This window comes from Pseudoalteromonas sp. T1lg23B, assembly GCF_002964665.1.
Taxonomy (GTDB): Bacteria; Pseudomonadota; Gammaproteobacteria; order Enterobacterales; family Alteromonadaceae; genus Pseudoalteromonas.
This window is the reverse complement of the sequence record NZ_PQBZ01000042.1, coordinates 612,471-638,972: the sequence shown is the minus strand read 5'-3', so window position 1 is coordinate 638,972 and position 26,502 is coordinate 612,471. Positions and strand designations below refer to the sequence as shown.

General features: G+C 42.6%; 21 protein-coding genes and 1 pseudogene. 8 read left to right on the top strand and 14 right to left on the bottom strand.

The window, feature by feature from the left end:
• Positions 1-10 precede the first annotated feature (10 nt).
• The 7 genes from C2M32_RS19245 to C2M32_RS19215 form a co-directional block, all read right to left on the bottom strand.
• Entirely contained in the window at positions 11-1,228 is a 1,218-nt protein-coding gene (locus C2M32_RS19245; RefSeq protein WP_105169920.1) for a choline transporter, read from the bottom strand.
• 172 nt (positions 1,229-1,400) lie between these two features.
• Positions 1,401-3,068 carry a choline dehydrogenase gene (gene betA, locus C2M32_RS19240; protein ID WP_105169919.1) on the bottom strand — a complete coding sequence of 556 codons (1,668 nt, stop codon included), beginning with the start codon at positions 3,066-3,068 and terminating at the stop codon, positions 1,401-1,403.
• Between the two features lie 11 nt (positions 3,069-3,079).
• Entirely contained in the window at positions 3,080-4,579 is a 1,500-nt protein-coding gene (gene betB, locus C2M32_RS19235; protein WP_105169918.1) for a betaine-aldehyde dehydrogenase, read from the bottom strand.
• Positions 4,569-5,159 (bottom strand): transcriptional regulator BetI, encoded by a 591-nt coding sequence (gene betI / locus C2M32_RS19230; protein ID WP_105170147.1) that lies wholly within the window; start codon positions 5,157-5,159, stop codon positions 4,569-4,571. Before betI ends, betB begins: the two co-directional genes overlap by 11 nt.
• A gap of 690 nt (positions 5,160-5,849) precedes the next feature.
• Positions 5,850-7,433 carry a tetratricopeptide repeat-containing sulfotransferase family protein gene (locus tag C2M32_RS19225; RefSeq protein ID WP_105169917.1) on the bottom strand — a complete coding sequence of 528 codons (1,584 nt, stop codon included), beginning with the start codon at positions 7,431-7,433 and terminating at the stop codon, positions 5,850-5,852.
• Between the two features lie 72 nt (positions 7,434-7,505).
• Complete coding sequence (locus tag C2M32_RS19220; protein WP_105169916.1) at positions 7,506-9,917, bottom strand: TonB-dependent receptor; 2,412 nt, start codon at positions 9,915-9,917, stop codon at positions 7,506-7,508.
• A 554-nt stretch (positions 9,918-10,471) separates the two neighbouring features.
• Entirely contained in the window at positions 10,472-11,071 is a 600-nt protein-coding gene (locus C2M32_RS19215; RefSeq protein WP_105169915.1) for a carboxymuconolactone decarboxylase family protein, read from the bottom strand.
• A gap of 108 nt (positions 11,072-11,179) precedes the next feature.
• Here C2M32_RS19215 and C2M32_RS19210 point away from each other — a divergent pair, with 108 nt between their 5' ends.
• The gene (locus C2M32_RS19210) at positions 11,180-11,764 is read left to right on the top strand and encodes a MarR family winged helix-turn-helix transcriptional regulator (protein WP_105169914.1); all 585 of its coding nucleotides are present in this window, start codon (positions 11,180-11,182) and stop codon (positions 11,762-11,764) included.
• Here the strand turns inward: C2M32_RS19210 and C2M32_RS19205 are convergent.
• Positions 11,761-12,177, bottom strand: a complete 417-nt coding sequence (locus tag C2M32_RS19205; RefSeq protein WP_158678284.1) for a nuclear transport factor 2 family protein — start codon at positions 12,175-12,177, stop codon at positions 11,761-11,763. The genes C2M32_RS19210 and C2M32_RS19205 overlap by 4 nt on opposite strands.
• Before the next feature lie 193 nt (positions 12,178-12,370).
• On the opposite strand from C2M32_RS19205, the gene C2M32_RS19200 reads away from it, so the two are divergent.
• Positions 12,371-14,533, top strand: a complete 2,163-nt coding sequence (locus C2M32_RS19200; protein WP_105169912.1) for a S9 family peptidase — start codon at positions 12,371-12,373, stop codon at positions 14,531-14,533.
• 57 nt (positions 14,534-14,590) lie between these two features.
• Here the strand turns inward: C2M32_RS19200 and C2M32_RS19195 are convergent, their stop codons facing one another.
• The 3 genes from C2M32_RS19195 to C2M32_RS19185 form a co-directional block, all read right to left on the bottom strand.
• A complete protein-coding gene (locus tag C2M32_RS19195; protein ID WP_070993569.1) occupies positions 14,591-14,776 on the bottom strand; it encodes a hypothetical protein in 186 nt (61 codons plus the stop codon).
• Between the two features lie 127 nt (positions 14,777-14,903).
• Positions 14,904-15,440, bottom strand: a complete 537-nt coding sequence (locus C2M32_RS19190) for a hypothetical protein (RefSeq protein WP_105169911.1) — start codon at positions 15,438-15,440, stop codon at positions 14,904-14,906.
• A 188-nt stretch (positions 15,441-15,628) separates the two neighbouring features.
• Positions 15,629-16,039 (bottom strand): hypothetical protein, encoded by a 411-nt coding sequence (locus C2M32_RS19185; protein WP_105169910.1) that lies wholly within the window; start codon positions 16,037-16,039, stop codon positions 15,629-15,631.
• Positions 16,040-16,655: 616 nt separating this feature from the next.
• Here C2M32_RS19185 and C2M32_RS19180 point away from each other — a divergent pair.
• Positions 16,656-18,824 (top strand): putative bifunctional diguanylate cyclase/phosphodiesterase, encoded by a 2,169-nt coding sequence (locus tag C2M32_RS19180; protein ID WP_234401361.1) that lies wholly within the window; start codon positions 16,656-16,658, stop codon positions 18,822-18,824.
• A gap of 89 nt (positions 18,825-18,913) precedes the next feature.
• Positions 18,914-20,059, top strand: coding sequence for an acyltransferase family protein (locus tag C2M32_RS19175; protein WP_105169909.1), 1,146 nt, complete (start codon positions 18,914-18,916; stop codon positions 20,057-20,059).
• 62 nt (positions 20,060-20,121) lie between these two features.
• On the opposite strand, the gene C2M32_RS19170 is transcribed toward C2M32_RS19175, so the two are convergent.
• Complete coding sequence (locus C2M32_RS19170) at positions 20,122-20,763, bottom strand: response regulator (RefSeq protein WP_105169908.1); 642 nt, start codon at positions 20,761-20,763, stop codon at positions 20,122-20,124.
• Positions 20,756-21,862, bottom strand: a complete 1,107-nt coding sequence (locus tag C2M32_RS19165; RefSeq protein WP_105169907.1) for a sensor histidine kinase — start codon at positions 21,860-21,862, stop codon at positions 20,756-20,758. The genes C2M32_RS19170 and C2M32_RS19165 overlap by 8 nt, the downstream gene beginning before the upstream one ends.
• A 168-nt stretch (positions 21,863-22,030) precedes the next feature.
• On the opposite strand from C2M32_RS19165, the gene C2M32_RS19160 reads away from it, so the two are divergent.
• The gene (locus tag C2M32_RS19160) at positions 22,031-22,771 is read left to right on the top strand and encodes a hypothetical protein (RefSeq protein ID WP_105169906.1); all 741 of its coding nucleotides are present in this window, start codon (positions 22,031-22,033) and stop codon (positions 22,769-22,771) included.
• A 50-nt stretch (positions 22,772-22,821) separates the two neighbouring features.
• Here C2M32_RS19160 and hemH read toward each other — a convergent pair whose 3' ends face one another.
• Positions 22,822-23,841 carry a ferrochelatase gene (hemH, locus tag C2M32_RS19155; RefSeq protein ID WP_105169905.1) on the bottom strand — a complete coding sequence of 340 codons (1,020 nt, stop codon included), beginning with the start codon at positions 23,839-23,841 and terminating at the stop codon, positions 22,822-22,824.
• 336 nt (positions 23,842-24,177) lie between these two features.
• On the opposite strand from hemH, the pseudogene C2M32_RS21190 reads away from it, so the two are divergent.
• The 3 genes and pseudogenes from C2M32_RS21190 to C2M32_RS19145 form a co-directional block, all read left to right on the top strand.
• Positions 24,178-24,507, top strand: a pseudogene (locus C2M32_RS21190) (PAS domain-containing protein); the annotation flags it as partial.
• A 126-nt stretch (positions 24,508-24,633) separates the two neighbouring features.
• Positions 24,634-25,728, top strand: a complete 1,095-nt coding sequence (locus C2M32_RS19150; protein WP_442792730.1) for a methyl-accepting chemotaxis protein — start codon at positions 24,634-24,636, stop codon at positions 25,726-25,728.
• 122 nt (positions 25,729-25,850) lie between these two features.
• Entirely contained in the window at positions 25,851-26,501 is a 651-nt protein-coding gene (locus tag C2M32_RS19145) for a TetR/AcrR family transcriptional regulator (protein WP_105169903.1), read from the top strand.
• The last annotated feature ends 1 nt before the right edge of the window (position 26,502 follow it).

The window sequence follows — 26,502 nt, the reverse complement described above, 5'->3', positions numbered from 1 at the left end:
GTCGAAATCCTTAGCTAGCAGTTTCAATTTTGCTGTAGTCAATTTTGTTATCTTTGGGTGAACTATCGATTTGGCGAACGGTTTTCAACTTGCCGTAACCGATATAGGCCGCGCAAGAGAAGAATACGCCTATCACCAACGCGCCAACCCACTGAATTTGTAAAAACTCGAGTTTAAACAGCAAAGTTAACAGAGATAGGGCAATAATATTAAATAACATATAGTTACGCAGGCCCAAACGTTTTACTGTTAGATTCAAGTTGTCGGTATACAGGCGAATGAGTGAATCAAGAGAGTTGATCACAAATACTATGCCCACAAATACCATGGCGAAGTTTTTAATCCCCGCAGTCGAAATTCCCGCTTCATGGTAGTGATAAAGCACACTAAACCAGATAGCGATTGGAATAGATGGGAACACCAACATGGCAGCCAGTACTTGATAGGTTTTTAGTCCACCAACAAAGCGAGAGGTGAACTGACCAATCATGATGCTCCAAGCAAACCACCAGAACAGATAAAATTCATGGTAATCGTTCAGTGGTAATACAAACTCGTTGATATGCGTAAAATAGTCGCCAAGTAGTGCAAACTTATTGGCAAAACTGCTCATGGCACTGTCGCCAAATACAAATGCCGCGCCCCACATATAAGCAATTAAAGCGATAAACAACCAAGTGGTCGAAATACTCAAAAAGCGTACATATTTCAAGCTGGTGCTTGAATAAACCGCAAAGCAAATCGCCGCAAAGACCAACAAATAAAATGTTGGAATAATCGAGCTACCATCTCCAACCTCAGGTAAATACCAAGGCAGGTTTGTTAGCAGCAAATATGCTGTAAAGGCACAGGTGCCAATAATGATCACATTATTGACTAATTTCACCCAAGGAATTTCAAAGAACTTCACTTTGGGCTCTATTACGCAGAAATAAAAGCAGGTAAGGAAATAAAATCCCCAGATTAAAAACCCCCAAAAGCCAAACTCGATGGCGAGTGGGTTTGCAAACGCATACTCTGGGCTTGCTTTTATGTCTGCGTAACCCGCAAACTCAGTAAGTGGAAACATTATCAGTCCGACATCTAAGCCTGACGTAAACAAAATGGCGATAAAGGTAAAGGTTTTAACAGGTGTGACGCCAACACACTGTAAATTTCCCCATTTAAACAAAATTAAAGCGATTGCCAATAGGGTGAAAATGATACCTGCACTAAGCCATAAGGTCATTGTCACCCTCCCAAAATAAGTAAAAGTAACTCATTGTTTCTCCGTTTTTTTTCTTAGTCTCGCATTAATGCTTAAGGGGTTGAGGCCAAGCTAACCCCCTTGGGATAACCAATTTATCCCGCACGCCACTGCAAGTCCCACCTAGGTATCACTACCTAAGCGAGTGGCAAATCTAGATCTCCGAACTGCGTTGTAGTTGTTGCCATTGAGGCTCCATTGCAACCGCAGCGTTTTGGTTAGTTAAAGGTGTTTTCCCCAGAATATGATCGGCGGCCTTTTCAGCCACCATGATTGTGGGTGCATTTAAATTTCCGTTAGGTATGGTTGGGAAAATTGACGAATCAACCACACGTAAACTATTGATACCGTGTACTTTGGTTTGTGAATCAACCACCGCCATTTCATCTTCGCCCATTTTACATGAGCAAGAAGGGTGGTAGGCACTTTCCACCGCTTGGCGTACAAAGGCATCGATTTGTTCGTCCGTTTGTATTTCTTTACCCGGCTGAATTTCACCATCGCGAAACTCATCGAAAGCGCTTTGTTCGATGATCTCACGCGTTAAGCGCACGCAGGCGCGAAAGCCTTCGATGTCTTCTTGTGCTTGTAGATAGTTAAATAAGATCTGAGGCGGCTCATCGGGATTATTTGATGCAATCGTGACAGACCCGCGGCTCTTGGGCTTGTTATGGCCCACATGGACCTGAAAGCCATGACCGTCAAATGCACTTTTACCATCGTAGCGAATGGCCGCAGGTAAAAAGTGATATTGAATATCAGGCCATTCAACCCCAGGTTTTGAGCGAATAAACGCACATGACTCGAAGTGGTTGGTAGCCCCTAAACCATCTTTCGTCAGTAGCCAACGCGCGCCAATCAAGCCTTTAGAGATAAGCCCGAGTTTGCCATTAAGGGTAATCGGTTGTTTGCACTTGTACTGGAAGTAAAACTCCAGATGATCTTGCAAATTCTGGCCTACGCCCGGCAAGTGATGCTGTACTTCAACACCCGCTTGCTCAAGAACTTTACTATCGCCAATGCCAGACAGCTGTAGCAAATGCGGTGAGCCGATTGGCCCCGCGCTTAAGATCACTTCTCTGCGAGCATAGGCCTTTTGAACTTTGCCTTTGATTTTAAACTCAACGCCTTGCGCTTGTTTATTGTTCAATAAAACCCGCTGCGCTTGTGCGCCTGTGACAATGGTTAAATTGCTGCGGCGTTTAATTGGGTCTAAATACGCACGGCTTGCTGAACAACGACGACCATTTTTTACCGTCATATGCATGGGGCCAAAGCCCTCTTGCTGCGCAGCGTTATAGTCATTTGTTTTTGCGTATCCGGCTTGCTCACCCGCTTCAATAAAGGCACGGTATAACGGGTTAGCCATTTCATTACCGTTGTTTACACCGAGTGGCCCCTCAGAGCCTCGGTGCGCATTTTCACCTAAATACCAAGACTCAGCCTTTTTAAAGTAGGGCAGGCAAGATTGGTAATCCCAACCTTGAGCACCGTGTTGCTGCCATTCATCAAAGTCCTTGGCATGACCTCGCACGTAAACCATGCCATTAATTGAGGATGAGCCGCCCAACACCTTACCGCGTGGGCAATGCATGGTTCGGTTATCTAAATAAGGCTCTGGCTGTGTGTGAAACTGCCAAGCGTATTTGTCGGTATTCATTGGAATGGATAGGGCCGTGGGCATTTGAATAAAAATGCTCTTGTCACTGCCACCCGTTTCCAACAACAATACCTTGTGCTGGCCATTTTCGGTGAGTCGGTTAGCCAGAACGCATCCTGCGGAGCCAGCACCAACTATGATGTAATCATATTTTTGGTTCATGAAGTCTCCTGTTAAAACGGGCTTTCGATTTTGTTCATACCGACATACACCGATTTGGTTTGGGTGTACTGATCTAAGGTTTCAACGCCGTTTTCTCTGCCAATTCCAGAATGCTTGTAGCCGCCTACAGGCATTTCAGCTGGAGAATTACCGTAGGCATTGATCCAGCAGATCCCAGCTTCAAGCTGATGAATAACACGGTGAGCACGTTGTATGTCTTTGGTAAATACACCGGCAGCTAGACCCAAGTGCGTATTGTTGGCGCGCTTGATCACGTCTTGTTCATCGTCAAATACCAACACACTCATCACAGGGCCAAAGATCTCTTCTTTGACGATGGTCATATCATCGTGACAGTCTACGAATATCGTTGGCGCAACAAAGTAGCCATTGGGTGCTGAGTCTGGGCGCAACGCTTCGCCCCCAGTCAGCAACTTAGCACCCTCTTCAACGCCCTTAGCAATGTAGTTTAAAACCAGTTGCTGGTGAGGCTTTGAGATAAGTGCGCCAAGATTAACCTCTGGGTTCATCGGGTCGCCGGCGATAATGTTATTTTCTGTGCGGGTTTTAAGCTCGTCGATGAATTGCTCGTATACATTTTTATGTACATAAACCCGTGTGCAGTTGGTACAGATTTCACCCTGGGTGTAGAAGTTGCCTAACATTGCTGCACTGACTGCGTCACTAATATCGGCATCATCAAAAACTAAGAGTGGAGATTTGCCACCCAGTTCCATGGTTACGTCTTTGAGGGTGCTAGCGGCGCTAGTCATGACCTTTTTACCCGTGCCTACTTCACCAGTGAAAGACACTTTTTCGATATCAGCATGGGCGGTTAACCACTGACCCACTTGCGCAGCACCCTGAACCACGTTGAATACCCCTTCAGGAACGCCTGCTTCAACAAAAATTTCAGCCAGCTTCAATGCCCCCAGCGGGGTTTCTTCAGAAGGTTTAAATACTAAAGCGTTGCCCGCGGCAAGGGCTGGGCCTGATTTCCAACACGCAATCTGCAATGGGTAGTTCCAAGCGCCAATACCTGCGCAGATCCCCAGAGGCTCTTTGCGAGTGTAATAGAAGTCATCGCCAACCATTTGTTGTTGGCCAACTTGCGCTGGCGCAAGACCGGCAAAATATTCGATAACGTCCGCACCCGTTTGTACATCTACACACTCGGCTTCTTGCCAAGGCTTGCCGGTATCGAGTACTTCCACTTTAGCCAGCTCGTCGTTGCGTTCACGCAGTAGCGCTACGGCTTTTAATAAAATACGGCTACGTTCAATAGGGGTCATTGCAGACCAAACTGCAAAACCTTGCTTGGCACTTTCAATCGCGGCGCTTTGGATTGACTCATCGGCAACTTCAACATGGTAAATTACTTCATCTGTGGCCGGGTTTCTTACCGCAAAACTCTCACCACTTTGGTTTGCCATGTAGCGACCGTGGATAAAGTTTTGATAAACTGGCACATTGCTCTGCTGGCTGCTCGTTGTCGTCATATTAGGCTCCATACTGGCTGATCAGCGAACGAACATACTGCTTTGCTAGTTGTTCACTGTGTTTAAATTGGTCTTTATCTGATTGACTGAGTACGGCGCGTAGCCATAAACCGTCGATCATTGCTGCGCTGAGTTCAGCGGCGCGTTTCGCACTGTCGGCATTCATTAATTGTCGAAACGAACTTGCAAGGTTGCTATACAAACGCTTGCTGTTGACGTTTTGTAGTCGGTGCAGCTCTGGGTCGTGCATTGATTGCGCCCAAAAGCTTAACCACGTTCGCGTGGTATCTTTACGTTGCTGTACTAAAGCAAAGTTGGCTTCAATGATGTACATCAATCGTTGCTCGGGTGATGTAGACTCGGTCACCTGTGCCATCAATGAATACTTGAGACTCGATAGCAAGTAGCGAACGGTGGCTTCTATTAAACCTTGCTTACCGCCAAAGTAGTGGCTGATTATCCCCGAAGATAACCCTGCTTTCTTACTAATGCTGTTAATAGTAGTACCTTGCAAACCCAGTTCAGCAACCGACTCTATCGTGGCCTTGATAAGCTGTTCTCGGCGTACAGGTTCCATTCCGACTTTTGGCATATTTTTATTAATTGAGCGTTCAATAAAAATAAAGGTTAAAGAGATGCGCCGCACATTTCAATGTTGACATTTGCGTTTTAGCCGTTCTTTGTGTTTTTTGTTTATGTATAAGTGTTTGATGTTATTTAATAAAATTGGCTTTAAAATTAATTGGAATATTTTTTAATCAAACAGCTGGTTTGTATGGGTTTTCACCAAAAACAGTACAAATAATGACAACATGATTTTATCAACCTACAGTAGCGACATAGGGTGGCGGGTAAAAAGTCACAGGCTTCTAAGCTCTAAACGATCATTGTGGTCAAAGAAGTAACTCTTTTAATGCAGAGTCTATAGGTTCATGTTGGCTTGTGCTTGTTTTATCAAACACAGAGCCTTTGACAAACATTGAATAATAAGCCGAGTGAATAATCGTTAATACCACTTGCTTAAGATGATGAGATTCTGAAACAAGTTCAGAATGACAAAACAAGTTCAGAATGACGAAACAAGTTCAGAATGACGAAACAAGTTCAGAATGACGAAACAAGTTCAGAATGACGAAACAAGTTCAGAATGACGAAACAAGTTCAGAATGATGAGACCCAATTAGAAAGACGGCATTGCCTAAACACACATGCTGTCTTCCTGACGAAGGTTAGGATCTCATAAATGAGCGCCATTGTGTAAATTATCGTCGAGTGCCGAGTGTCAATAAGGAACGCCATGCTCATCGAAATAAGCATTAACTTCATTGAGATAAGGCTCAAAGTTTTTCCAGCGGCCAATTGATTTAGCGTTCAGTGGTTCACGGACTTGCACTTTACTTGCGGTAGAGACCGGCGCGTCATTCAAATGAAAATCAACGCATTGGCTTTGCCAAGGTAATTGGCAATAGCCGAGCAAACTACTTATCTGCGCTTCTGGCTCTGCAACGAGCTGTTCGTACTCTAACAACTTAAAATGTTCGCCATGTAACGCTTGCCAGTGTTGCATCAGTTTATAAAAGCGCGCATAGAATTTGGCCGTGTCCATTAAGTCTAAAGAATATCGGTAGTAAGGGTTGTTGATAGTAAATAACTGACGATAGTTGCCGATGCAGGTATCTAGTGGGTTGCGCAGCAAACAAATGATTTTGGCATTCGGGAGCGCTTTGCGGATCAAATCCACATAAAAAAAGTTAAAGGGGAGTTTGTCGACAAAATGTTGGCTATGCCCTGTGACCACTCGCGTGGCATCGAGATAGTCTTGCCCTAGTTGCTTGAAATTACATGAGTAGGCTGCTTTGAGGGTCTGTTCATCAAGCACTTGAGGTGTAGATGTTTGGCTTAAGCGTTTTGTGACTATGCCAAAATCTTGTAATTCTCCGGCGGACGTGACATCACTGTGGCTGGATAGAATTCGCTCCACCAAAGTTGTACCTGAGCGTGGCATACCCAGCACGAAGATGGGCTCATTAGTGGTGGCGCCCAGCTCGGTATTCTGTTTAGACGCTTCACTGAGGTGTTGGATCAAATCAAAAAGCTGTTGTGAACTTGCATCATCAAAACGGGTCTGTTGCAGCTTAGAGGATTTACCTTGTTCAAGTGCCTTAAAGGCCAAATCATATAGCCCTAAATCTTGGTATTCTTTGGCCAGCGCATGACCCAAGTGCAGCTTGGCATCAGGGTGTTCAACTTGATTAAATACGGTGTTTAAACGTGAAACGTGGTTATTTTGTGCGTTCACTTTCATTAAGTCAGATAAGGCAAAATGCGCTTGGTGATAAGTTGGTTTGAGTGTGATGGCTTGTTCAAATGCTGCTTCAGCTTCATTAAATAACCCCAAAAATTTGCAACATACTCCATAGTTATAGAAAAACTGTGGATTGGAGTTGTTGAGTTCCAGTGCCTTTTGATAGCACCTTTGAGCGTCTTCATGCAGGCCAATATGACTGAGAGTGACACCCAAAGTATCGGCATTTAAGGCGGATGTTAGGTCGCCAACATCGACTGCAAGTGCTAATTGCTTGGCGACTGTCAGTTGCCCGTCCAACGCATAACATTTGGCTAAATGAATTGAATATTCAATGTTATGCCTCAAACTTAACGCTTTTTCGATAAGTTTTACGGCTTTTTTAATTTGCCCAACTTGAACATTGATCATGGCCATCAGAAAGTAGCCATCGGCGTGTTCAGGGCTGCTTTCCGCCGTTGTTTGTATGAGTTGTACTAGATACTGGTGTGCTTGTTGAACATGGCCGAGATTTAACGACTTAATGGCTTGTTGATGAAGGTGTTTTGCGTTGAGCGTCATAAAAAGCGTGTTCTTATTGTTAAATAAAAAGGCTCAAACTAAGTTTGAGCCTTTAGAGTAACGGTAACTGGGTTATAGTTCAAATTGGTAATCGAACTTAACACCGATTGTCAGTGGACGGTTGATATAGTGCCCGTAGTTACGTTGAATTTCTGCGCCGTTGGCGGTGGTAATATCGGCATCGCTACGACGCACAGATGTATACGCATACTTATTGAATAAGTTATTGATATACAATGTTGTTGACCACTGATCACCGGTGATTTTCGCTGAAACATTACTCAGTGCATAGCCTGGTAGAGTTTCGCCATTGTCATGTAGACCTACCTTAGAAATAACGTCGCTTTGGGCGGTTAAGCCGTAATTTATATCTAACAACTTGTTGTTCATTATTTCAGTTTGGTAATTTACACCCAATGAGAACTGATGCTCAGGTGAGCCTGGCAGTCTGTCACCACTTACACCGCCGTCAGTTCCGTCGGTATTAAACAAAAATGGTGCGTCTTCTGTGAGCTCTACTTTTGTGTATGCATAGGTTGCATAGGCGGTGAACGAGTCGCTCAACATAGCACGAGTCGCAATTTCTACGCCTTTTGCGTTGGCTGAACCCGCATTTGAGGTATAGGGTAACTGGCCTACTTCTGTTGCCCCCGCAACTTGTGCGTCCTTCCAGTCGACGTTGAACAAGGCCGCATTAAAGTGTAAGCGGTTTTTCAGCCAAGTGCTTTTAAGACCAAGCTCATAGTTGATGGTGGTATCGTCTTTGTAGAGCATCTCGTTTGGTTTACCACAACCTGCCTGATTTGCAGGGAGCGGATCTGGGCAAGGAGCCAAACCATTTGAACCGCCAATCCTAAACCCTTCACTGACAGTTGCATACGCCATTACGCTATCTGAGAATTGATAGCTGGCGTTAAACTTAAATAAATTGCCATCATCTTCGGCATAACTGTTTTCGAACTCCAAAGTAATGTCATTTGGTCCTGCATCACCGAAGACTGTGTTCAGCAGCGGGAAGTCAACCGCAGAATCTGCATCGACTTTGTATTCGTAAAAACGAGCACCTACAGTAATTGTAAGTTTATCAGTGACTTGATAGCCTACTTCACCAAATAAGGCTTGTTCAGTAACTTCACTTCGATCTACTGAATAATACTCTAGGCTATCAGGGCGAACTTGTGTGCCGCCAAAGTTCTCTACGGCAAACTGACTGAACCCCGGTGTATATTCTTTACTTGAACCATTGCTCTTGCTCTTATTGTAAAAACCACCCACGATCCAACTTAGGTCAGAATCTCCTTTTGAAACTAAACGAAGCTCTTGCGTAAAGTTTTCTTCTTCCTCAAGTTCACGCGTGAACGACGAGAATGAAGGAAATTCTTCGTAGCCGTAATCTAAGCGGATCAACAAGTCGGTTTGATCACGTTGTCCATCGGCTTCAAACTCAGAATAACCTGTGGCAGAGACCAGTTCAGCAAAGCCCAAATCGGCTTTGACTTCCAAGCTTAATAGTGAATCTTCTTTTTCTCTTGGCTCTTCGTAGCGATAGGCTGATTCATATTTTCCAATACGCTTGTTCAGGCCATTATCAGGATGCAAAGCACCATGGTGAACGATAGAACGTCCAGCACTGTCTTGTTTTTGATAGAAGTAGTTCAGGGTACTGTCTAACCAATCCGTTGGTAGCCAACGCAGAGAAATACGAGCGGTTGTGGTTGTTTCACCGTTGTTGTCTTCTTCTTGACGTAAATTGTGATTGATATCGTCTAAATCACTCCAATCAGGGTCTGGTTTTGAGACACCCGCTTCACGCACCACATAGTTGTAATCTACAAAGCCTGGGTCTTTAAATACGTTGACACTGGCACGAACTGCGAGTTTATCTTCGATAATAGGTGTATTGAAAATAAATCCGGCTTCACCGCCAAATGAGTCGCTCTCACTATTTTGGAATGCATCGCCGTAGACTTTACCTGTAGTTAGGTCGAGTTCAGGGTCTTTTAAAATGTATCGGATTGCACCGCCCAGAGTTCCAGCTCCGTATAGTGTGCCTTGTGGACCGATCAAAACCTCCACACGCTCAACATCAGTAAGACGCATATCGATGGCGACTGGGATCTCATTGATATAGGTAGCCACCGTACCTCCATCGGAGGAAGGTCCTGATGAATTTGTATTCAAGCCTCGTACTATGATGGGTGAACCTGAACGACCACCTTGATCCGTGACGGTTAGACCCGGTACCCAACGCGCTACATCGGCCAATTCACCAATGTTTTGATCACGCATTACATCGCTGTCCAATGCGGTAATATTTAGCGGCGCTTCTTGGATTGAACCAGAGCGCCTTGTTGCTGTTATCTGAATAACCTCAAGCGACTTGTCTTTGTTAATTCCCTCATCAGCGACAACCGCGAATGAAGTACCAAGCGTTGAAGTTAGAGCGCCATATACTGCTAGTGAAAGTATGTTAGGTTTAAACATTATTTTCATTCCCATTGTTACCATTGTTGTTTTTATGCTCACAAAGAAAGCACAAATAGTGCAATGCGACAAGTAAGCAGAAAATTTGAAGTGAATTTATATTCTTCAAATGTGAAATTTCATGCATTCTAGGGCGGGATTTGACAAAAATACAGTGGAATTATGAATTAAAATTTTTTTTAATAAATTTACTGGAAATTTTGAATGTATTTTTCACAAAATTAATGTTTATTCATCATTTTTGCATATTTTTTGTGTTTTATTCGATGGCTTATATTTGTAGTGGTGGTTTTTGCCTTAACAAAACAATGTCGATTTAAAAAAATGAATGGTTAATATGTGAGCAATTAATGTGTGGAAGAATTATTTGAGTAACTAGCTAGATAAAACGATATATACTTTATAGGTACAAACAATGTGAAGAGTGAGCGTACTGGGAAGCACATATGCGAGTGGACAATCATTCAGCGCTTATTGTTATTATTATGCGTATGTGCTTCTAAAAAAAACGAATGCCCCAGCAAGTATTTTCCCAGTACGCTCAATTCCAGTTATCAGTTACTGGTTTGATGTTTGCCTACTTGCCATTGATTGTGGGCTAAGTAGCTTTCACCCGCATTTATCGCACCGCTTTCTAAGGTAGTCGCCATAGAATCATTCCAGCGATTCAAATAACCAAACAAAGAGATCACACCAAGAATTTCGACGATTTCTCCATCATCCCAATGTGCTTTTAATTGTGATTCAATGGTTTGATCGACAGCATTTGGTACGCTAGAGGCGGCAAGTGCAAACTCAAACGCGGCCTTTTCAGCATCGTTAAATAGCGTACTTTGTCTGAACTGCCATATATTTTGGAGACGTTCATCAGAGCCACCATAGCGTTGTGCGGCTAAAATCGTATGTGCTTCGCAGTAGCGGCATCCAGTGTTTGCACTGGTGATATAACCAATTAATCGTTTTAACTCGCTGGTGACTCTGCCATGGTTTTCCATGACCGCTTTGTTTAAGTTGATAAAAGCTTTTGCGATATGAGGGCGGATCTGCATGGTCAGTACGCTGTTTGGACAAAAGCCCAGTGTTTCATTGAAAAACTTTGCTAACTCTGCAACCTCAGCGTTAGCATCTTGTGCCAGTGGTGTAACTAAAGCCATAATGTATTCCTGTTGATATCTATATGTTGCATCTGCAACATAATTTAGAGGCTTTTAAAGCGCCTGTCTACAAAAATTAGACATTGAAGTTAAAAATAGGGTCAGTATATGAACAACAAAGCACGTAAAGCGGCCTTTGAGCTATCCAAAAATATAGAGCAACCCTATGATTTATATAATCATGTTCCTTATCGTATTGCTGTTGCAAGTAACTTGCTTGCAATGGATCGGGATGCGTATATCAAAAGTCTAACGGGGCTTGAAACACGAGAAATTCGTGTGCTGTTGAATATCGGGTCGTACGGCCCTATAAACGCCGCTGACATAGCGTATCAATCACGATTGGACCCTTACTCGGTGAACAGAGCAATCAATACATTACTCAAACAAGGCTTGATCTGTCCTGACAATGATCATGTGAAGCAGCGAAGCAAGTTGGTCAAGTTGAGTGAGCTGGGCTTGCCTTTATATCAACAAGTGATAGAGCACATGCGTCAACGTGAAGCATACGTTTTGTCAGATGTAACCGAAGAAGAAAAGCGCTTGCTACTAGGCTTGCTAGAGAAAATAGAGCTGCGTGCTGAGGCTAAACTGGCCCAAAGTGCTGAGGACCTTGCAGCACAAGGTCACAGCATTACCAGAGATCAAGCTGAATTGATCCGCTGGCACAAACGTTCGAGCAAGTCTGGTTAAGGTAGCGTATCCATTCTATCAATAAGCACATCACGTGTTTTTATTAGACATTTGCCATTGTCGACAATTAAGGTATCCACATAGCGGCCGTTGAATATTTTTTTCTGGGCATCGGGCGTGTTTTTATCGCTTAAATGAAGAATAAAATGTGCCACATTGGAGTAGCTATTTTGCGATAGTTGCTGGATATGTGTGCTGGTAATCATATGAATACTTTTCTTATTCATTAATGCGTTTTTTGCCCTGTTGGCAATTGCTTCACTAGAGCTTAAAGCAATGTTCAGTTTGGGGACCGAAAAGGTTGCATCATCTGTGAATAAGGCTTGATAGTTCTCAACGGGACCAAGATCTCGATACTGAATATAATCATGCACGGTTTTTTCACACAGTTTAATGGCTGCGTTATTTTCCATGTGTGTTGTCTTACAAGCTGTAATTATAAATAGCAGGATAATGCTGAGAGTTAATTGTTTCATATACAATAATCGGTTCACTTTTCTTTACAGTAGGGTACTGTTAATAACCCTGTAATTCAATTATATTTATGCTCAAGTAACTTTATTTGTAACGGTTACACCTAATATACTAAACAAGGATATTATAATAATGAAACGTTTAATACTTTGGCAGTTTGCACTGTCATCGGTTGTTTTAGCTACAGGATGTCACTTAACTAAGCCTGAAAATGATACGAGTCTTACTCAAGCTCAGGTGGCGACAGCACCTTTGGCGGCAAAAGTTCCACATATAACAAAAATCCATGGATATGAGATAGTTGATAACTATCATTGGCTCAGAGATGACACTCGCTCAAAACCTGAGGTAATCGCGCACCTAGAAAAAGAAAATGCCTACACCAACTCGGTATTAGCCTCCACCGATACGCTGCAATCACAGTTGTTTACAGAGATTAAATCTCGAATAGTAAAAGACAATCGTTCGGTGCCAGTGCGACAAGGGCAGTTTTACTATTTTAACGAGACTGTTGGAGAGCAGGAATACGCATCGATTTATCGTAGCGTCAATGTAAAAGGCGATAACCCAGAGTTATTACTCGATATTAATGAGCTTGCCAAAGCTTATGATTATTTTGCTATCGGTGGTATTGAAGTAAGCCCAAACGCTAAGTTAATGGCTTATTCACAAGATACATTGAGTCGTCGGATTTATACCGTTAAGGTAAAGAATCTTGAAACAGGTGAGCTACTAAGTGATGAATTGACAGGTACACAAGGTGGTGTGATTTGGGCCAATGACAATAAAACACTGTATTACGTTAAGAAAGATCCGGTGTCTTTGCTTGGTACTCAAGTGTTCCGACACACATTAGGAACTTCGCAAGAGCAAGACGAACTGGTGTACGAAGAGCTAGACAATACTTACTACACGGGCGTGAGTAAGAGTAAAGATGGTGAACAGATCTTTATACACCATTCAAGCACAGAGTCTAAAGGTGTCTCAGTGTTGTCTGCCAATGACAGTAAGTCACAACCAAAACGCTTGATCCCTCGTGAGAAGGGCCATGAGTATAGCATCGCAAAATTAAATGATTGGTACTACATAATGACCAACTTGGATGCGGTGAACTTCAAGCTTATGAAGGTGAAAGTTGACCAAGCTTCGGACAAAAATAATTGGACAACTGTCATTGCGCATCGTCCAAACGTGAAGCTGGAAGACTTTAACCTGTTTGAAAATCACTTGGTGTATCAAAGTCGTGCCCAAGGGCAGTCAAAAGTAACGATTCGTGAATTGCATAAAAACAAAGAGCATGAACTTACTTTTAACGATCCTGCATATCAAGTGTATATGACAAGTAATACGATGCTCGACAGTGATAGTGTGAGAGTGGTTTATACCAGTATGACCACGCCTCAAACAACCTTTGAAGTTGATTTAAACGATTATTCAAAAGCAACTTTGAAGCAAGAGAAAGTCCTTGGCGACTTTAAGCCTGACGATTATCAGTCTGAGCGTATTTTTATTACTGCTCGTGATGGTGAACAAGTGCCAGTCTCAATTGTTTACAAGAAGTCATTATTTAAAAAAGACGGCACTAACCCGTTATTGCAATATGGCTATGGGTCTTATGGTTACACCGTTGATCCAAGATTTTCGGTTAGCCGTTTGAGCTTACTTGATCGAGGGTTTGTGTATGCAATTGCGCATATTCGCGGCTCACAAATGTTGGGACGTCCTTGGTATGAAGACGGTAAGAAACTGACCAAGAAAAATACCTTCAATGACTTTGTTGATGTTACAAAAGCACTTGTAGCACAAGGATATGGAGACAAACAGCGAGTTTACGCGCAAGGTGGTAGTGCCGGTGGATTACTTATGGGCGCAGTCATCAATCAAGCGTCTGAACTTTATCATGGTGTGCATGCTGCCGTGCCTTTTGTGGATGTGATCAATACCATGCTTGATGAAACCCTACCGTTGACAACAAATGAGTATGATGAATGGGGTAACCCAAACGACAAAACGTACTTTGATTATATGCGCTCTTATTCACCTTATGATCAAGTGACCGCCAAAAGCTATCCAAATTTGCTCGTTACCACAGGGTTACATGATTCTCAGGTACAGTACTTTGAACCGGCAAAGTGGGTTGCAAAGTTAAGAGAACTAAAAACTGATGACAATAAGTTACTGTTTAAAGTGGATATGGAAGCTGGTCACGGTGGTGCATCAGGGCGTTTTAAAAGAATTAAAGATACCGCTTTGAACTATGCCTTTTTCATCGAACTGGCTAACGGTCGCTTGTAAGCATTGAATAAAATAGTAAAAGCCCAGTATTAACTGGGCTTTTTTATGATATGCGGTTTATTTTTTGTCTGATTTGCTCTTTTTAAGCATTCTAGATGCCAGCGCACAGACAATATAGATTAACACCAAAGAGTTGCCCAAAATTAGCATTTCTTTATCTGTTACAAACATCCAAATCGCAGCCAAAACCGTAAAAGCTATGGTGAAATGTGATACAAGAGGGTTAACCTTTTTATTTTTCATGCTCGCATTCTGTGTATTGTACGACTACCTGTTTTGTAATTATACAGAGTTGCAATGGGAGTGCGAGGTACGAATGCAATTATATCTCGCACATTGCTAGTTCAACGCTTTGAGCTATAAGCTTTTTCTACTTATTTTTATATTTCTCATTGGCTTTAAATGCTTCTTTCTCATATGGTGCATCTGCATAACCATATGTTGCCATATCAACCAAGTGCTTTTTAGAGTACTCCAGTAGCGACGCGGCTTGCTCTATTTGCTTCACATGTACAAATTCATGCGCGAGCTTAGGAGTATCTAAGGTAAAGCCTTTGCGTACGTATATGGAGTAACCAAATACTTGAGCATTGTTGGTGATCCCTTCACCAATAAAACCGATGCGTTCACCCATTTCTTTGAGTATGGGGTTTTCATATGGGTAAGGCACGCTGTCAACATAGACAATTCGTATCTTTTCAGGGTGAATAACGCCGACATCTTTTGCGATTTGTAATTCAGCTTTGTTAAGGGGCTTCCCCGCCTTTTGACCTTCTTCATCTATGTGTTTTGCCCATTCAACATACTGGGGCAATACTTGCAAAAACTCGGTTACATCGGGTTGAGCTGCGTTGGCATAAGTGGTGATACTCAATGCGAATAGCAGTGGAATCATTCGGTTTCTCATTGATTTTTTTCTTAATATGAATGGCTGTGGCGTCAATATAAAGGATTGTTCTATAAAACAAAAGACAACGCGCTCTGGAAGTTAAAATAGCCTGGAGCGAGATTGTGAGTATATGTGTTGTTTTTTATGTGCTTCGGTGGGTAAACGTTTTGCGATAAAAGTGCTTACCCAGACCGAGATAATAAACATTATGTGCAGCGAAAGTTAACAGTGACAGAGTAAGGTGCGCCCATACTGTGAAGCTTACCTGCACCTGCGATCGTTGCTACGGCGGCAACATCATCAACATATCCATCTCCAAGTACCCACAACCATGACCCTACCTCCGTTACAGCTTCTGCGGCTGAACGGGTTTTTAAATAATCTTGCTCTGGTATGTCCCCTTGGTAATCAACGCTCTCATTTAAAACGACCATAGTGCTTTTGCTTTGGTCACAATAATGGGTTGCCTGACCCAGCGCTTCTTTTACTCCCTCACTTCTATCAACAGACTGTATGACAACATAATGCTGATTATTGTTACTTGGCCTAACATCATCATGATGCGCACAAGCGCTGAGTATGATTGCAGTAGTGACTGCGATTAATACATTTTTCATCGGACTTTCCTGAACAGTTTGTGTACTTGTTATTATTCAGAAGCAACCTAAAGCACACCAGTAATAAACTGTAAGAAACTGCGCAAATGTATTGTAATCATTGGTAGAGTGTTAACAATTAAGTGAGCAGATAATTACTGCTTCAATCGCAGTTTTATTGATCCTGTTAAAAGTTGTCTGTAGTTTAGTTTGTTATTATTTGCTGCTTGCATCGGCTTTTTTGTTAAAGGCTAATTAAGTAACGGGATTTTATGCGCTTGTCGATCAGTCAATTTTATAGCTTACAAAGTAGTGCACAGCGCTACCAATTTGTACTTGATACGCTTAGTCATCACTTTAGTTGTGATCATTGCTTTATCGGCGAGTTTATAGATGAGGGAAAGCGTGTCAAAACGTTACATTATTTGCAAAATGGCAGGTGTGTAGACAATTTTGTTTATGATTTACATGACACTCCTTGTAAAGATGCCACATGTACACGAGAAGTTTGTACGTTTGAGTACGATTTGCAGAGCGATACCCACAAGATAATTTGCTACAGACGCTAAACATCAATAGCTATATTGGACTAACGTTACGAGCACCAAATCATCAGCCAATCGGTATATTGGTGTGTATGTTTAATCATCCCAAAGTCTTTAGTGAGCAAGAAAAAGTGTGGTTTGCCGAGCTGGGTCACATTGTCGCTACTGAACTTAGCCATAACCTAGAAATGAGTGCAAAGGAACGGTTACTTAAGCAGTTGGCTGCGGGGGAGCGCATTGCTAAGTTGAGTTCATGGACTTGGTATACCAAACAAAATGTGCATTGTTTCAGTCAGGAAATGCAAAATTTGCTCAATACACAAGAAGAGCAGGTGTCATTAGAGAGTTTTTTGGCCAGTTTGTTAGATTCAGACAAAGGTAGATTATTGACCCAAATGGCGCAAATTAGTCATGGGGAAGTTGACTCGTTCGAGCTGGTTGTTTCTCACAAATATAAGAACCAAAGTGATGGTTTGTTTCATATTGTGGCTGAGGTAGATGTCAGTGATACCCGACCGTCTGAACGAGTGATGAGAGCTACGGTACAAGATATCACTTACACCACCGCGTTGAATCGGCAACTAGAGCTGACCAATGTGGTATTTGAGAATGCATCAGAAGCATTTATGATCACCGATCAACACAATAAAATAGTGATGGTCAATCGTGCTTTTGAAGCACAAACAGGTTATAGCGCACAAGAGTTGTATGGCGCAGATCCAAGCATTTTGTCATCTGGTAAACAAAGCAAAAAGTTCTATCAAGAAATGTGGCAGCAGCTTGAACAAACTGGGGTTTGGAAAGGCGAAATCTATAACCGTCGAAAGAATGGACAGGTATTTCCAGAGGAGTTGATTTTAAACGCGGTTAAAGGAGAAGACGGCGAGATAACTAACTATGTGGCTATTTTCAGAGATATTACCGAGTGGAAACGTAATGAAGCACAACTGACTTTTTTTGCTAATCATGAAACGCTCACGGGCTTGCTAAATCGTCGTAGCTTTATGCAGACTCTTGAGAAGAGTATGGCAAAAGATGTAAGCGAACAAGGTGCTGCAACATTGCTATTCGTTGGTCTAGACAGGTTCAAAGAGGTCAATGACATATATGGTCCACAGATGGGAGATAAAGTACTTTTAGCGGTAGCGGATAGACTACAAAAAACGCTTAAAAGAAAGGATATCGCCAGTCGATATGGTGGAGACGAGTTTGCGGTACTTGTACACAAGCAAAGTTTAAATAATATGATGGCGCATGCCCAAGATTTGCAACAAACATTAAGCGAGCCTTACGTATTTGATGAACTGACGATAGAATTGACCACCAGTATTGGCGTTGCACATTGTTTGCCAGAGGAGCGCGTAACGGGGGCAACTTTGGTGCGCAATGCCGCACATGCCCTGAGCACCGCCAAAAAACAAGGCAGAGGACGTGTTGCATTACACAACGAAGCCATTCAAGCCGCCTACATAGACAAGCTGAGACTCAAAGACAAACTCAAACATGCCTTAAAACATGAGTTACTCATGGTGCACTATCAGAGCGTTGTAGACGTAAAAAGCGGCCAAACGGCTAAATTTGAGGCCCTTATTCGCTGGCATGATGAAGAGTTGGGTTTTATCTCACCAGCCCGCTTTATTCCGATCGCTGAGGAATTCGGGTTAATTCATTCACTAGGTCAATATGTGTTGCGTACCAGTTGTCGTGACTTAGCATTGCTTCATCAGCGAGGATTTGAACACATTAGCTTTTCTATTAATCGTTCAATCAATGAATTTAAGGCAAGTAACAATCAATTAGTGTTGATCAGTGAAGCGATACAAGAGTTTGCGCTTCCATTCGAATCTATCACTATCGAAGTGACAGAATCTATGGCTGCCAATAGTTATACTTGGCAAATGTTACGAGCCTTAAGTGCTAAGGGTGTCAAAGTCGCGTTAGATGATTTTTGTACGGGTTATTCTTCTTTGAGTAACTTAATTGATAACCCAATAGATTATGTGAAGATAGATAAATCGTTTGTCGACAGTATGGTGGAAGACGCTAATAAGCAGGTGATGATTAAGTGTCTGATAGACTTGAGCTCACAACTGGGAATAGAAGTAATAGCCGAAGGGGTAGAGCAGCAACAGCAACAGAGTATGCTCGCAGATTTTGGCTGTCATCTCATCCAAGGCTATTTCTACAGCCAAGCTAAGCCCATCGAGAAGTGCTTAGACATGTTAGAGCGTGAAAAGCGTGTGACGGCGGAATTTGCCTGAGTCATAATTGGTTAAAAAACACCCACCAAAGTGGTGGGTGTAACATTCTAATCGTATGCTATTTTATCTAGCTATACAGGGATTGCGTAATGGATAAAGCAAGATATTCAGAGTTGGATTGGCTGCGGGTGATGTTGATTTTGGCGGTATTTTTACATCATGTCTTTATGCCATTTAATGGTGACGGTTGGCATGTAATGAACCGTGAATCCAGCAAGTTACTTGATGATATTATGGTGTATTTTGAACAGTTACGCTTACAAACACTATTTTTTATCGCCGGAGCTGGCAGTTATCTGCTCTTACAGCGCACTACTACAAGCACATTTTTGATGAGTAAGTTTCATCGTTTATTGGTACCTCTTTTGATAGGTATGATGTTTATTGTTCCACCACAGAGTTATTTTGAACATATCGATGAGTATGCAAGTATGCTGGAGGCATACCAAGATTTACTGCTGGCATTTGAAGCAAACCACTTATGGTTTATCGAGTTTCTTATTGTGTTTATGATCCTTGCCGTGCCTGTATTTAAGTTATTGAAGCGGTCCAGTTTGGATTTTGTAATAGCTAAAATTGAGCGGATATCTGATAACCCCCATGGCTTATTTTTACTCGTCGGAGTGCTTGTTGTACTACGATTAACCGCTAAATTCTTTATGCCATCTCAAAGTCATAGCATTGATAACCTATCAGTTTCTCTATTCTTTTTGTTTTTCTTTATAACTGGCATGATGTTTATAAAAAGCCCAAAGATATGGATGGCACTGGCTCAGCAGCGCAAGACGAATCTAATATGGTTTATAGCGAGCTCTGTACTGTTTTATGGTTATTACTTTAAACCTGATATCAGCGCTTATGTATCATTAGAGATGCGTTGGCAACTGTGGTGGTTGGTATGTACCTTGGTTTCATGGTCGGGCTTGTTGGTTTTTATGGGATATGCAATTACTTATTGTAAAACTACGCCAAAATGGCTCAAAGCCGCCAATCAGCTAATCTATCCATTTTACGTATTACATCAAACGGTGATTGTGATACTGGCTTTTTACATTGTACAGTGGCAGGCGAGTATTGCGATAAAGTCGCTGAGCTTGCTGCTAAGTTCACTGTTTATCTGTATTTTACTTTGTGTGTATGTCATTAAGCCTTTTGATGTTTGTCGTTACATCTTTGGTCTAAAAGTAAAGCCAGTTTCTAATGATAGCCCAGCCAAAACGGCGCAAAAGACCTGAGCATCGCGAACCATCATACCTAACAAGATGGTGGATAATTAGCCTTTATAAGCGGTGCTTTTTCAGTTGAGTATGCCCGTTTCTAACGCTTTTAGAATGGCTTGGGTACGGTCTCGGACTTGCAGCTTACTTAAAATATTTGAAACGTGATTGCGCACCGTCCCTTCGGCGTTAAATACTTTTGCGGCAATTTCTTTATTTGATAAACCGGATACCATTAGGGATAAAATTTGTTTTTCTTTAGCGGTGAGTGAGGGAAAATTCCTAGTTTCGACGTCTAGCTTAGCCTTTATTAATTGTTGTGTTAGCTCACTTTGCAACACGATTTCGCCTTGCTGTACACGCTTAATCGCAGCGACTAGCTCTTCTAACGACACGTCTTTGAGTAAATAGCCTTTTGCCCCTGCTGCCATGCCGCCTAATAGCAATTCGTTCTCGTTAAAGGTTGTTAAAATCAAAAACTTCAAATCGCTTTGTTGACTCTGAGGCGCATTGAGCACATCCAAACCAGACCCTTTCGGCATACGCATATCGAGTAATATCACGTCTGCATCCACTTGGTTATTTTCTAGTTGCTGTAAAAAACGCTCGCCACCATCGGCTTCACCGGTGACGGTTACGCTGTCGCTCAGTTGTAGTAATGAGCGCATACCTTGTCTTATGAGGCATTGATCATCAACCAGATGTACTTTTATTTTATTCATATGGCACTCTGATAATTAAGGAAAACCCTTGCTTTGAATTGCTTAAATTGAGTTGTCCAGCGAGCAATGAAACGCGTTCTTGCATGCCTTTTAGGCCATTGCCGTACACAACGGCACCAGTAAATACACCATCATCACAAATGGTAAGTACTAACTGAGAATCAACATGCTCTAATTTAATTTTCATGCTCGTTGCACTGGGTGCATGCTTAAGTGTATTGGTGATGGCTTCTTGTGTGCATTTTAATAAACACTGTGCCGTATCCAGTTGAACCTTATCAAGATGTTGCGCTATCTCAAGTTGTATATCAAGCCTAGGAATTTGCTGTGTTAATTTATGCAGACAATCAACCAAGTTGAAGCCAACACTGTTTCGCTTATCACTCACCACGGAGCGCGTTGTTTGCAGCGCTTGTTTAGCTTGTTCATAACAAGCTTGTAGTTGTTGCTGAAGATCGTCACTACAGGTGCGTCTGGCGATATCTAGGTTAATAATAAGAGAGGTTAGTGAGTGGCCCACGTCATCATGGAGATCTCTGGCAAGCCTCAGTCGCTCACTTTGTTCAGCAGCAGTGCTTAGTAAACTCTGTGTGGCTTCAAGTTTGGCATTGGTGAGGGCGAGTTGCTCTTTTGCTTGTTTCTCGCTGATCATACGTTGTGTAACCACCAAGGCAAAAAAATGGAACGCCGTAAACATAGCTGCATTGGCCCACAACCAGCCATGTTGCCAGTACAGCGCATGACTGATCAAAAAAAGCCCATGGATAATGAAAATATATGCGTAGCAGGCCAGAGCAGGGATATAAAACACTAATATGGAGCACAGCATAACGCTATAAATCAGTATGAGATTTTCATCACTGATGAAAAACAAGCTACACAGCACCGTAACAAGGCTGGCTAAAACCATATATCGAATGCGATAACCAATGCGCGTGGACTCGTTTACTACAAACAGAGTAAGTATCAAAAATAGTCCGTGAAGCATGTATTCTGAAGTGCTAATTACTTGCGAGGTTGCGTTAAACAGGCTGGGGAAAGCGACTGCTGCCCATGTCAGTAAAACGGTTAATAGCCAAGTAGGTTGGTACTTAAACACTGAATTCTATGCCTTTTTTACACACATCATAACGCCCATCTGAGCGACTTGCTAGAGTTTGTTTTAGGGCCATGACAATTGTCATAGTCATAACATGACATTCGTGACTGTGTGTATGCACTGCTTTTTCCTAATCTATACAACATAAACTGTGAGTAAGGAAAAGTCATGGAATACATCCACAAATTTGCAGTATACACACATATCATTTTAGGTAGTCTAGCTTTGGTGCTGTTTTGGGTGCCCATAATGACTAACAAAGGTAGCCATATGCACAATCGTTTTGGACGATACTACAACTTGGCAATGTACGGTACGTCCTTTCTGGGGGTGTTGGCGTGCATTCTAGTGTTGGCTGACCCACTCAGTGCTAAACCCAGAGACTTTGCTGATATTCAACAGCAAGTAAACTATATTCAACAAAGTAGAATTTTTGCACTGTTCTTATTGATGTTATCGCTGTTGGTTTTAGCATCCATTTATCATGGTGAGCGAGTCCTAAAAGTCAAAGGTAATACAAACTTGCTACGCACTCCCTTGCACTTGTCGTTACTGATTTTATTGTTGGTGGTTGCGGCGCTTTCCTTGTTGATGGGAATACAGTTTTCGCAGACATTGTTAGTGGTGTTTGCGGGCGTGTCATTGTTGGTCGGCACTAAAATGCTGCGGTATATTGTACAGTCAGAAGTGGCACCAAGAGCTTGGGTGATTGAACATATGGGGGCCATGCTGGGCTCAGGGATCGGTGTCTACACGGCATTTTCAGCTGTTGGTGGGCGTCATGTATTTAGTTATATTTTGGGTGAGCAGGCGGTATTTCTGAGTTGGATCATGCCTTCTGTAATTGGAGTTGTCGCCATATCGTGGGGCCGACGTTATTACACAGCAAAGTTTAAAGTGGCCAGCTAATGTGGCTGAGTTAACGGCACAGTTCTATGACAAACTGTGCCATTTGTTCTTTATAACAATGGTTTGAGTACATCAAACAACGCATTGATATGGTCATCACGGTCATTTAATGCGGCAATATAACGGTACTTTTCGCCCCCTGCGTGCTCAAATATTTCGCGGTTTTCTTCTTCAAGTTCTTCTAATGTTTCCAAACAATCGGCACTAAATGCCGGGCTTATAATCGCAATGTCTTTGATGCCTTGTTCGGGATAGCTTGCTAGAGTTGCATCGGTATAGGGTTGCAGCCATTCGGCCTTCCCAAAGCGACTTTGAAACGTCGTTTCAACGAGAGATTTGTCTAATCCGAGCTTCTCTACAACTAAGCGTGTAGTTTGTTGGCACAAGCAATGGTACGGATCGCCGTGGTCTAAAAACCTTTTAGGCATACCATGATAAGAAAACACCAGTTTTTGTGGCGTACCATTAGCCGCTAAATCTTCTGCTATAGAATTGGCTAGCGCCTCTATGTACAAGGGGTTTTTGTGATAACCATTGATAAAGTGTAATTCGGGAACCCAGCGCCATTTTTTCAATACATTTGCAACGGCATCAAAAGTTGAGCCTGTGGTTGGGCTCGAATATTGGGGATACAGTGGCAATACGATAATACGGGTGAGACCTTTATCTCTTAGCGCCTCAAGCCCCGCTTCAATCGATGGATTGCCATAGCGCATTGCCATCACCACTTCTGTATTTTCAAAGCCATGTTGTTTGATGAGTGTGTTCAATTTATCGGTTTGCTGCTGTGAAATATGGACCAAGGGCGAGCCGTGCTCAGTCCATATACTCTGGTAAGCTTTGGCTGATTTTTTTGGTCTGACACGTAAAATGATGCCATGTAGGATCATTAACCACAGCAACCGAGGGATTTCCACAATACGCGGGTCGGATAAGAATTCAGCAAGGTAGACGCGTAATGCTTTAGCTGTGGGAGCATCGGGGCTTCCCAAATTGGTAACTAAAATACCGGTTTTGTGATTGAATCGCCCATCATGGGGGTTATCGGTAATCGCTGAAAAACGTGACACACACGGCTCCTTTGAATTTCTGCTGGAAAATAATGACAGGTGAGTAGCTTGGTGTTCAAGCTCACTTTCATCATATTGGATAATTTTACAAGATTATCAGTACGTTCGTAACTGTAAACTGGATCTATCTGATTGCAAATGTCGGGTTTATCAAAAGTAAAGGGTGAATGAAGGGTGGCTTTGTCATGATTTTCTGCGTTTTCTTCATGCTTTTGCCTTATTTTTTAGGGTGTTGGACTAAATAAATTTGCAAGGTGGCGAGCTGCACAGTACCTTGCATAGCCATTTTAGCGTCGTGCGCTGTGCGCATATAATTAAAGCATGTGAAGAGGGTATATGCGTCTCAATCAACCAGTAACACAAAAGCAAAAACATTTTGCGTCAGATGTAAAACTAATTTCCGTGACTGATTTACAAGGACGAATTGTTGATTGTAATGAGCATTTTATCGCTGTGAGTGGTTTCTCTAGAGATGAACTGATTGGTCAGCCTCACAACATTGTCCGCCACCCTGATATGCCAGCTCAGGCTTTTGCCACTATGTGGCAGCAACTAAAAGCGGGTAAACCATGGATGGGGATCGTTAAAAATCGCTGTAAAAACGGTGATTTCTATTGGGTTGATGCTTATGTCACACCAGTTACTCAAAAAGGTAAAGTCGTCGGATATGAATCGGTAAGACGTTGCCCAGACAAAGAGACGGTAACTAGGGCTCAAGCGTTATATGACCGTTTACTGAAACAAAAGACGACCTCATTCACATGGCCCAAATTGCGGCTAATTTGGCCTGTGATGATGAGCATTGTCGGCCTAGCTTTGTGGTGGTTTGTCTCATCTGACAGTGCTTTTTTTTGGTTGTTAGTCAATAGTATAAGTTTGTGTAGCTATAACCTATGGCGTGACGGTGAACAGTTAAAAAGAGTGGAACAGAGCTTATCTCATAGTTTTTGTGATGATGTTGCCACTCAGGTGTACTCCACGTGGGATGGTAAAATGGCCAGCATTCAAGTTCGGCTACTTAGCGAGCGAGCACATTTAGATACTGTGATCACCCGAATTGAGCAGGCTGCCAAACATGTTACCTCCGGTGCTAAGCAAGCGCTCGGACAAGCTGGTGATACTTATCAGCAGTTGCAAAACCAGCAACTTGAGACCGAGCAAGTCGCGACTGCGATGAATGAAATGAGCACCACTATCAACGATGTTGCTGGCAATGTGCAGGTAAGTGCTGAACATGCGCAAAGTGCTTTGTCGATGGCGGATGAAAGTGCACGTATTGGCGAACTTACTAAGCATGCCATTGAAGCTTTGGGCGAAACGGTATTACAGATCCGTGATTCCGTTTTAGGTGTGTCTAGGCAAACCACACGCATCGCTGATGCGGCACAAATTATCGAACAAATCGCCGAGCAAACGAACTTACTGGCACTGAATGCGGCCATTGAGGCGGCAAGAGCTGGTGAGCAGGGGCGAGGTTTCGCTGTGGTCGCCGATGAGGTCCGCCACTTAGCGCAGAGAACACAGCAATCGACCAAAGAAATTCACACCATCATTAATGAGCTTAGCGACAGTACACAACATGCGGTGAACATTGCTCAACAAGGCGAGCAGGAATCTTTGTCTGGTATTGAACAACTGGCACAAAGCACTGATATGTTGAGGCAAATTCAGCAAGCGGTGCGTCAAATTCACGATATGTCGATGCAGATTGCGACCTCGGTTGAGGAACAAGCTGCGGTTTCTGACGATATTAATCAGCAGATTGTGAATATTGCAGGCTTGGCGAATGATAGTTCAAACAGCGCAGATTCTGTTAAGCAAGTGAGCGGCGAACTGAGCAATGTGGCCAATGAAATGTATGAGCTAGTGGTACGTTTCAAACGCTAAATGACGATGTAACTGTTTTGATGGTAGTTAATCAAAATCTGCATATTGATTAATTATTTGTCTCGCATCTTTTTGATGGGTCGCTACTATTTAACCATGTGATTAAATAGTAGCGACCTTACATGACATCCCCCCACCCAAAAAAAGCTGGACGCCCCACCAAGCACCATGACGAAGCACGCGCCGCGTTGATTAAGGCTGCACGAGATAAGTTCGTGAAAAAGCCATACGATAAAGTAAGTATTCGTGAACTAGCAGACTATGCTGGCGTGAACTCTGCCCTGATCAAATACTATTTTGAAAATAAAGAAGGCCTATATAAAGCCATGATCCTCGAAGTAACGGGGCAAGTAATGGCGAATATTCAAACCCATTTGTCTGGCAATGAGTTCTCTACCATCAGTGATGTGTTTCGCAGCTTTACGCAAGTGATGAAACAGTCACCCGAGTTTCCATTGTTGATGCTCAAAGAGGTCATTTTAAATCAAGGGGTTTGTCGAGCATTTTTTCTAGAGCAAATGGGCAACTCTCATCTGAAAGTGATTGATAGCGTGTATAAGCATTTTGCGGCACTTGGCAAGATAAAGCCCAATGTTGACCCGATTATGTTTCGCATCTCATTGATGAGCATGATGATTTACCCTTGGTATCTCAGAGAGTTGATGCACAAAATGGAAGGTATTGAATACGATGATAAATTTTTGGAAGCATTGGTTGAACACAACACATTATTGATGACGACTGGGCTATTTCAAACGACAGAGGAGCAGTAGT